Annotated in this window: 11 protein-coding genes, 1 pseudogene and 1 other annotated feature; of the genes and pseudogenes, 2 read left to right on the top strand and 10 right to left on the bottom strand. The window is 33.7% G+C overall.

Features of this window, described 5'->3' with window-relative positions:
* Positions 1 to 181, top strand: a pseudogene (locus tag EAI80_RS13475) (hypothetical protein); the annotation flags it as partial.
* Between the two features lie 97 nt (positions 182 to 278).
* On the opposite strand, the gene argC reads toward EAI80_RS13475, so the two are convergent.
* The 10 genes from argC to EAI80_RS10400 all read right to left on the bottom strand — a co-directional run bounded on the left by argC (position 279) and on the right by EAI80_RS10400 (position 8,325).
* On the bottom strand, positions 279 to 1,316 hold the full coding sequence (gene argC / locus EAI80_RS10445; RefSeq protein ID WP_202976633.1) for an N-acetyl-gamma-glutamyl-phosphate reductase: 1,038 nt from the start codon (positions 1,314 to 1,316) through the stop codon (positions 279 to 281).
* Positions 1,300 to 2,682, bottom strand: coding sequence for an argininosuccinate lyase (gene argH / locus EAI80_RS10440; protein ID WP_129981970.1), 1,383 nt, complete (start codon positions 2,680 to 2,682; stop codon positions 1,300 to 1,302). The genes argC and argH overlap by 17 nt, the downstream gene beginning before the upstream one ends.
* 11 nt (positions 2,683 to 2,693) lie before the next feature.
* Positions 2,694 to 3,917 carry an argininosuccinate synthase gene (locus EAI80_RS10435; RefSeq protein ID WP_006506230.1) on the bottom strand — a complete coding sequence of 408 codons (1,224 nt, stop codon included), beginning with the start codon at positions 3,915 to 3,917 and terminating at the stop codon, positions 2,694 to 2,696.
* 116 nt (positions 3,918 to 4,033) lie between these two features.
* Positions 4,034 to 4,239 (bottom strand) — a binding site (T-box leader).
* Between the two features lie 98 nt (positions 4,240 to 4,337).
* Positions 4,338 to 4,766 (bottom strand): hypothetical protein, encoded by a 429-nt coding sequence (locus EAI80_RS10430; RefSeq protein ID WP_129981969.1) that lies wholly within the window; start codon positions 4,764 to 4,766, stop codon positions 4,338 to 4,340.
* A 195-nt stretch (positions 4,767 to 4,961) separates the two neighbouring features.
* On the bottom strand, positions 4,962 to 5,078 hold the full coding sequence (locus EAI80_RS10425; protein WP_022425517.1) for a rubredoxin-like domain-containing protein: 117 nt from the start codon (positions 5,076 to 5,078) through the stop codon (positions 4,962 to 4,964).
* A 102-nt stretch (positions 5,079 to 5,180) separates the two neighbouring features.
* Positions 5,181 to 5,372, bottom strand: coding sequence for a FeoB-associated Cys-rich membrane protein (locus tag EAI80_RS10420; protein WP_022425516.1), 192 nt, complete (start codon positions 5,370 to 5,372; stop codon positions 5,181 to 5,183).
* A gap of 62 nt (positions 5,373 to 5,434) precedes the next feature.
* The gene (locus tag EAI80_RS10415; RefSeq protein WP_129981968.1) at positions 5,435 to 5,749 is read right to left on the bottom strand and encodes a heavy-metal-associated domain-containing protein; all 315 of its coding nucleotides are present in this window, start codon (positions 5,747 to 5,749) and stop codon (positions 5,435 to 5,437) included.
* Between the two features lie 6 nt (positions 5,750 to 5,755).
* Entirely contained in the window at positions 5,756 to 7,879 is a 2,124-nt protein-coding gene (feoB, locus tag EAI80_RS10410; RefSeq protein ID WP_192924052.1) for a ferrous iron transport protein B, read from the bottom strand.
* A gap of 2 nt (positions 7,880 to 7,881) precedes the next feature.
* Positions 7,882 to 8,103, bottom strand: coding sequence for a ferrous iron transport protein A (locus tag EAI80_RS10405; RefSeq protein ID WP_022425513.1), 222 nt, complete (start codon positions 8,101 to 8,103; stop codon positions 7,882 to 7,884).
* A gap of 12 nt (positions 8,104 to 8,115) precedes the next feature.
* Positions 8,116 to 8,325 carry a FeoA family protein gene (locus tag EAI80_RS10400; protein WP_129981966.1) on the bottom strand — a complete coding sequence of 70 codons (210 nt, stop codon included), beginning with the start codon at positions 8,323 to 8,325 and terminating at the stop codon, positions 8,116 to 8,118.
* A 163-nt stretch (positions 8,326 to 8,488) separates the two neighbouring features.
* Between EAI80_RS10400 and EAI80_RS10395 the strand changes: the two genes are divergently transcribed.
* Entirely contained in the window at positions 8,489 to 8,851 is a 363-nt protein-coding gene (locus tag EAI80_RS10395) for a metal-dependent transcriptional regulator (protein WP_129981965.1), read from the top strand.
* Positions 8,852 to 9,090: the final 239 nt, after the last annotated feature.

The following is a 9,090-nucleotide window of genomic DNA, read 5'->3' as shown; positions in this document are numbered from 1 at the left end:
AAGAATGATGCTTGTCAGTATATACCATATGATTCTTACTGGAGAGACATTTAATCCTTCAGATTATGAATCATTTAAAAATCCTAAGCCACCTATAAAGCAACAAGTTTTAACAGAAGAATCAGCGATAGAGTTTCTTAAGAAATCAGGTTTTGACGTTTCTAAATTAACTAAACCATAATATTCAATTATTCTATTTTTTCTAAATTATTCAAACTTATTTTTAAGTTTGTCTTTTTTTATACGTTTTGATTGATTTTTGTTTCACACTTTCCTCCTTAGAATGATGGAGCGACAAGATTTAAACCTGTATTCTCATCGAGTCCATACATAATATTCATATTCTGTACTGCCTGACCAGCAGAACCTTTCACCATATTATCAATTGTAGACACTACAATTAATGTATGATCACGTTCATCCATATGTAATGAAATATCACAATAGTTAGATGCTTTCACAAACTTTAAGTCTGCGACCTGTCCAAGAGGTAATACTCTCACAAACTGTTCATCCTTATAAGCTTCCACATATGTTTCATAGATTTCTTCTAGAGACTTATCTACAGGAACATAAATAGTAGAAACAATACCACGGTCTACAGGAAGTAAATGAGGGACAAATGTGATATGTACATCTTTTTCATTCATCTTACTTAATTCCTGTTCAATTTCTGGTGTATGTCTATGTACACCTACTTTATAAGGATGGAACGATTCATTACATCTTGGGAAATGCATACCATCACTTAAGTTCTTACCAGCACCTGTTGTACCTGATGCTGAATCAATAATAATCTTCTGTGATACATTGAGCTTATTCTTTAATAAAGGATAAAGACCTAATGTAATAGTTGTAGGATAACAGCCAGGATTTCCAATAATAGTTGCATCCTTGATTTTATCTCTATTGACTTCAGGTAAACCATATACCTGATTCTTATGAAGTTCTGGTAAGTTATAATCTAAACCATACCATTTCTGATAATCTTCTTCTTTATCAAGTCTGAAGTCAGCCCCTAAATCAATAAACTTCTTACCCTTTTCTACACATGTCTTGGCATACTTTTCAGATAATCCATGAGGAAGAGATGCAAAAATAATATCTGCTTTCTCAATGACTTCTGTATCTTCAATAAACTCTAAATCACATACCTGATAGAAGTTAGGATAAAGATCATAAATCTTCTTACCAGTATAGCTATGTGAAGAAATAGCTGTTACTTCTGCTTCAGGATGCATTAATAAGATTCTTAATAGTTCACATCCTGCATAACCACTTGCACCAATAATACCTGCTTTAATCACAATATCCACTCACTTTCTGATTGATTCTATGAATATTCTCCATCTCAATTTTAGGAGAAGGTCCACCAACAACTGCTCTGTTGTTAAGACATGTTTCTAATGAAATAGCCTGATAAACATCTTCACCAAACATATCTGTATAACCTGTATAAACATCTAGAGGAAGTGTTTCTAATGTTTCTCCATATTCAATACAGTATCTTACAAGTTCCCCAGTAATCTTATAAGCATCTCTAAATGGCATACCCTTCTTAGTCAAATAATCTGCACAATCTGTTGCATTGATAAATCCTCTTGCAGCAGCATCTCTCATCTTATCTTTATGAACAGTAATAGTTGCCATCATATCTGTAAAGACTGGAAGACAAAGCTTAACTTCATCAATTGCATCAAATAAAGCTTCTTTATCTTCCTGCATGTCTTTATTGTAAGCAAGCGGGAGTCCCTTCATCATTGTAAGTAATGTATTCACATCACTAATGACTCTTGCACTCTTACCTCTTACTAATTCTGCAATATCTGGATTCTTCTTCTGAGGCATAATAGAAGAACCTGTTGCATAGGCATCATCAAGATCAATGAATTTGAATTCCCATGAACACCATAGAATCACTTCTTCTGAGAATCTTGATAAATGCATCATGATTGTGGCTAAGGCACTTGATAACTCAATCGCATAATCACGATCACTCACACCGTCTAAAGAGTTATACATAATATCATACATAGCTAATTCTTCTGCCACAAATGGTCTATCTAATGGATAAGTTGTTGTAGCAAGTGCACCACTTCCTAGAGGTGATACATAAAGTCTCTTATCAACATCTTCTAAACGATCAATATCTCTTAAGAACATTGATGCATAAGCCATTAAATGATGTGCAAAAGTAATAGGCTGTGCTCTTTGTAAGTGTGTATATCCTGGCATGATTGTATCAAGGTTATGTTCAGCTAAATCTGTTAATGTATGAATCAGGTTCACTAACATCTTCTTGATTTCTAGAATTTCATCATGTGCATATAAACGAAGATCTAATGCAACCTGATCATTTCTAGAACGTCCTGTATGTAGTTTTTTACCAGCCACTGGATAACGTTTTGTGAGTTCACTTTCCACAAACATATGAATATCTTCAGCTTCAGGATCAAAGAGGAGTGTACCCTCTTCAATCTCTTTTAAAATTGCATTTAAACCTTCTACAATCTCTTCATAATCTTTCTCTTCAATAATACTCTGTTTACATAACATCTTTGCATGAGCAAGAGATCCTCTGATATCCTGCTTATACATACGATGATCAAATGAAAGAGATGAATTGAATGCATTCACTTCATGATTTAATTCTTTAGAAAATCTACCTTTCCACAATACCATATCTTAAACTCCTATTTCTTTTTCTTCTGATCTAACTTAGCTTTTACCTTGATTGGTAAACCATATAATGTGATAAATCCTTTAGCATCATACTGATCATAATCATCATCTTCATCAAATGATGCTGTCTGTAAATCATGTAATGTATCTGGAGATGTTACACCAGCACCTACGATATTACCCTTATATAATTTAAGTTTAACGTCTCCATTTACGTTTTCCTGAGTCTTATCTACAAATGCAAGTAATGCTTCAGTAAGAGGTGTATACCACTGACCGTTATAGATATTATCAGCAAGCTTTAAACTTACCTGCTGTTTAAAATGCTGTGTTTCTTTATCTACAGTAATTTCTTCTAGGTTCTGATGTGCTGCATATAAAATAGTTCCACCTGGTGTTTCATATACACCTCTTGATTTCATACCAACAAGTCTGTTTTCAACCATATCGGCGATACCAACACCGTTTGCACCACCGATTTCATTTAACTTAGCTAACATTTCTACTGGTTCAAGTTTTTCACCATTTAATGCGACAGCTTCACCCTTTTCAAAAGTTAAAGTGATATATGTTGGAACATCCGGTGCTTTTTCTGGTGAAACACCCATTTCTAGGATTTCATCATACTTAGGTTCATTAGCTGGATCTTCAAGATCTAAACCTTCATGAGATAAATGCCATAAGTTCTTATCTTTAGAGTAGTTTGTTTCTCTGTTAATCTTTAGAGGAATCTTTCTTGCTTCAGCATATTCGATTTCTTCTTCTCTTGATTTAATATCCCATTCTCTCCAAGGAGCGATAATAGGCATATCTGGTGCGAATGCTTTAATAGCTAATTCAAATCTTACCTGGTCATTACCTTTACCGGTACATCCATGACAGATTGCATCTGCACCTTCTTCTAAAGCGATATCTACTAACTTCTTCGCAATAATTGGTCTTGCAAGAGAAGTACCTAACATATATTTACCTTCATATAATGCATTGGCTTTAACTGCTTCAAAACAGAAATCCTTAACAAATTCAGGTTTACAATCTACACAAATATATTTAGAAGCACCTGTCTTTGCAGCCTTTTCATCAAGACCATCAAGCTCTCCAGCACCCTGTCCCACATCAGCAGCAACTGCAATAACTTCACAACCATAATTTTCCTTTAACCAAGAAATAATAATTGAAGTATCTAATCCTCCACTATAAGCTAATACAACTTTCTTAAATGTTTTCTTTTCCATAATTTTCTTCTCCTTTAAATGTTTGATGTTTTATTTTAATGCCCCACTACTTAACTAGATCGTCGTTCCTTCATATCAAACACCCCTTTAATAAACAAAAAACGCCTCTGGATTAATCCAGAGACGTATATAAACGCGGTACCACTCTAGTTGCTTGTATCATACAAACCACCTCTTCATTAACGCAGATTCACGTTCTGTTATACTCAATTCCAACAGACTCTCCCGAGTGCGTTTCTCTTATATCTTCCTGATGACCTTCCACTCTATGTCATCTCGCTGTAGGTGATTGTAAGATACTCTTCTCGTTCATCGATTTGTTTATTTAACTTGGGTCTATAATACAATCACTTTTTTACTTTGTCAATAATTTTTATTTAAATATAAACAAAATTATTTATTTTCTGTTTTTCGTAAATTTTAGCTCTTATTTATGATTTTTTTCATTTTCGCAATATATACAGGACTGCCATCATATTGATCATAGCTAGCAATATAAACAGTTTCTTCACCTAAGTAAACCGCAATACCTAACTGTTTTTCACCTTCATAAAGGTTGTATTTGATGCGTGCTTCAGGAACTTTTTCTTTCTCATCTTTTGATAGTTCAACCTTCTTATACTGGATATTCTGATACTTTAAATCACTTTCAAATGTACATGCATCTTTATTGATTTCATAAACAAGATACGCATTATAAGCATCCTTCTTCTTTATGTAATCCTTCTTATTCGCATATACGATTTTCTCTTGTTTGTACTGTCCATAGCTGTCTTTGAGTGACATAGGTTCTGCAGGTGAGCAGGCACATAACATCATTGTCACTAATAAAATTAATATTTTCTTCATATTCACCTCTCCACTCCACTCTACTATATCATATCAAACAACTAAATAAATCAAACCTAATCAAAATACACAACACTTACATATTCTTTAAAAAACTCGGCGTATTCCCTGCCAGATTAAAAGGCTGTAACGAACAGATAGTATTGACTACTACCTTAAGCGTTACAGCCTTTTTTGCTTTGAAAAATAATTATATTATTCTTCTACTTTTTCAAATTCTTCTGGTCCTACACCGCATAGTGGACATACATAATCTTCAGGTAATTCATCACCTTCATATACATATCCACACACTTTACATACCCATTTCATATTAGTTTCCTCCTTTTTATAAATAGTAATTATTACTACTTATAGTATAATCCTTTTAAGATATAATTCAATGAATATGCTCAAATTAAAAAAAGAAGAACACTAAGCGTGCTCTTCTTTACGCATCTCTTCACGATACATTTTATAGAGATCAGCATGACATAAATCATTTGTGCCACATGTATTACAATTATGTCCACAGACACCTATGCCTTTTTTCTTATTTTTATATATAGTTCTAAGGACAAGACAAATCCAGATAACTAATAAAATACTTACTATAATTGTACCCATACTATCTCCTTCTTGCTTCTATTATACAATTATCTTGGTGTATAACCAAGTTTGATGATCATTTATTTATATGTTTCTAGATCAGGTTGATTCATAGAAAGAATAGTGATTTCTTTCTTATTCATGTTTACTGATGCAAGATATTCTTTATGTTGATTAAACGCATTTTCTATTGTTGCTGCACAGTTCTTGCAGAACATATCGTCAATATGAAGAATAGTACGATAGGGATAAAGATTTTTATCCTTATCCCCCATACCTATTTTCTTTATTTGATCGTGTTCACCACAACATCCTGACTGTAATGTCTTCTTGTAGTGAAGAACACCTATAATGAGCAACACAACAACAATAGCCACAACTATGATGTTACCCATAATTGATTAAGCTCTCTGTGTCTTTAATTCTGGTTTAGGTGCTGGTCTTACAATGAAGTAGATCATTACTAAAATACATACGATTGATAGAATCTGACCTAATCCGAATGCCGCACCATAGAATAACCATGAACCTAACTGATAAGTGATCATAGCTAATACATAACCTAATACCATCTGGTATAAAATCGCAAACCATCCCCAGAACTTAGAACCCATTTCTCTCATGATTGTACCAATAGCGGCAAAGCATGGTGGATCGAATAAGTTCAAAATCATGAATGAGAAGCCACCCATTGCAGAGAATGTATTAACCATAGCATGAATTGCCTTAGCACCTGAATCTGCATCACCCATGTGATTTAAGATAGAGATAGTAGAAATAGCCTGTTCCTTAGCTGCAAGAGCTGAAATAACAGCTACTGAACCTTTCCAGTTTTCAATACCTACTGGTGCGAATAATGCTGTAAATAGATGACCAATAGAGGCTAACATTGAGTTTTCAATATCAACCATCTGGAATGAGAAGTTAAATGTAGATAATAACCAAACTACAATACTAATACTAAAGATAATAGTACCTGCTTTAATCATGAATGCTTTTGCACGTTCCCAAACATGGATGAATACACCTCTTAATGTAGGAATATGGTATGCTGGTAATTCCATTACGAATGGTGCTGGATCACCGGCAAAGAAACGAGTCTTCTTTAATGCGATACCTGATAAAATAATAACTAAAATACTTAAGAAATACATTGCTGGCGCAATCCAAGTGTTACCTGGGAAGAATGCTGAACTGATCATACCAATAATAACAGTCTTTGCACCACAAGGAATAAATGTACATAATAGAATAGTCATTCTTCTATCTGCTTCATTTTCAATAGTACGTGTACCCATAACAGCTGGAACACCGCATCCTGTACCAATTAAGATAGGGATGAATGATTTACCAGATAAACCGAATTTACGTAATAGTCTATCCATAATGAATGCAATTCTTGCCATATATCCTGAATCTTCAAGAATAGCTAAGAATAAGAAGATAAGTGCCATCTGTGGTACGAAACCTAATACTGAACCTACACCAGCAATAATACCATCATTAATTAAGCTGATTAATGGAGCTGCACAACCAATTGATTTAAGGAAAGTTTCTACTATAGGTGGAATAATCTCTGCAAATAATACATCATTCACCCATCCAGTCATCCAGTCACCTACTGTAGATACTGAGATGTAATAAACAAGCCACATAATTAATACGAAGATTGGTAAAGCTAAGAATCTGTTAGTGACAATCTTATCAATCTGATCTGATGTAGATAATGTCTGATGTGGATTCTTCTTTGTAAGAACCTTGTTAATAGAATTCTTAATAAATGTATATCTCTGGTTTGTGATAATAGATTCTGAATCATCATCCATTTCTGTTTCACAATCCGCAATATGACCTTCGATTTCATTTAATACTGCCTGATCTAATTTAAGTTCAGCCAATACCTTTTCATCTCTTTCAAATACCTTAACTGCAAACCATCTTAACTTAGATGCATCTACTTTATTTTCAATTGATTCTTCAATATGTGCCAAAGCATGTTCTACAGAACCATCGAATACATGAGGATGTTCTGATACTTTATGGTTGTGTGCAAGTTTAATTGCTTCTTCAGCCACTTCCTGAGTTCCTTTATTCTTTAATGCAGATAAAGTGACTGCTTTACAACCAAATAACTGACCTAACTGATCTAAGTCAATCTTATCACCCTTCTTTTCGATGATATCATACATGTTGACAGCTAAAACCATAGGAATACCTAATTCAGCTAACTGAGTTGTTAAATATAGGTTTCTTTCTAGGTTAGTTCCATCAATGATATTAATGATTGCATCAGGTGTTTCATTAATTAAATATCTTCTTGTAACCACTTCTTCAAGTGTATAAGGAGATAATGAATAAATACCAGGTAAATCCTGGATAGTCACATCTTTATGACCTTTTAGTTTCCCATCTTTCTTTTCAACTGTAACCCCTGGCCAGTTACCAACATACTGAGTACTACCAGTCAGTGCATTGAATAACGTTGTTTTACCAGAGTTAGGGTTACCCGCTAACGCTATCTTCATAACTATTCCTCCACCTCAATCATCTGCGCATCTGCTTTACGCAAAGATAATTCATAACCACGTACTGTAATTTCTACTGGATCTCCTAAAGGTGCAACTTTTCTTACATAAACACTCTGTCCTTTAGTTAAACCCATATCCATAATTCTTCTTTTTACTGGACCTGTACCAGTTACTTTTTTAATAGTTACTGTTTCGCCCACTTTTACATCTTTTAAGTTCATGTTGCTCCTCCCTTAAAACAATATACGATTGGCCATCTGTTCAGAAAGCGCAATCCTACTGCCTTTCACATTACAAATAATTCCGTTATCTACTTTACTGATAATAGTCACTTCCCCATCTACTACAAAACCAAGTTCTGCAAGATGATTCTTTACTTTATCAGTTCCTGTAATACGTCTAATAATGACTGTATCTCCAGGATTTACCATACTAATTGGCATATAATCCGCCTCCTCAGATGATTAGACTAACCTAATTAGCCTTTTCTAACTCCAATGTTAGTATAGCCTTACTATTTTTGCATGTCAACAAAAATATTAGCAAAGCCTAACTTTTTCATTATTTGAATTTTTATGCTATAATAATGTAAATGAGGTGAATAAGATGAGTGAATCTACAGAAATGTACTTAGAAACTATATTAGTTATTCAGAAGAAGAAAGGACATGTGCGTTCCATTGATATCGCCCGTGAAATGAATTTCTCTAAACCTACTATTTCACAACAGATGAAAAGATTAAAAGAGAAGGAACTCATCAACATGGATGAAGATGGTGCCATTACATTAACAGAAGCTGGTGCTAAGATTGCGAATATGATATTTGAAAGACATACTGAATTAAGAGATATCTTAATTCATATTGGTGTTAGTGAATCAACTGCTTCACAGGATGCATGTCGTATCGAACATTATATTTCACCAGAAACTTTTGAAGCTTTAAAAACATATTTCAAAGATAAGATCTAAATAAAAAATCACAGGTGTGTGCCGTCCTGTGATTTTTTATGTCCTCTGTTTAATGGAACTGAGAATATGAAAGGATATGTTGTGTTTAGTAAAGAGTTAGTCTTTACTAACTAAATAATACTACTCCTATAAGATAAATGCAATAGAAATAGTAAAAAAAACAGAGTAACTAAATAGACTTGGGGTTTACTCAAGCTTTGAAAAAGTCAGGGGTATGAACTCCTGGCTTTGCTTTTATG

It is taken from the genome of Catenibacterium sp. co_0103 (assembly GCF_004168205.1).
GTDB classification, from domain to species: domain Bacteria; phylum Bacillota_I; class Bacilli_A; order Erysipelotrichales; family Coprobacillaceae; genus Catenibacterium; species Catenibacterium mitsuoka_A.
This window is presented reverse-complemented; position numbering and strand designations above follow the sequence as displayed.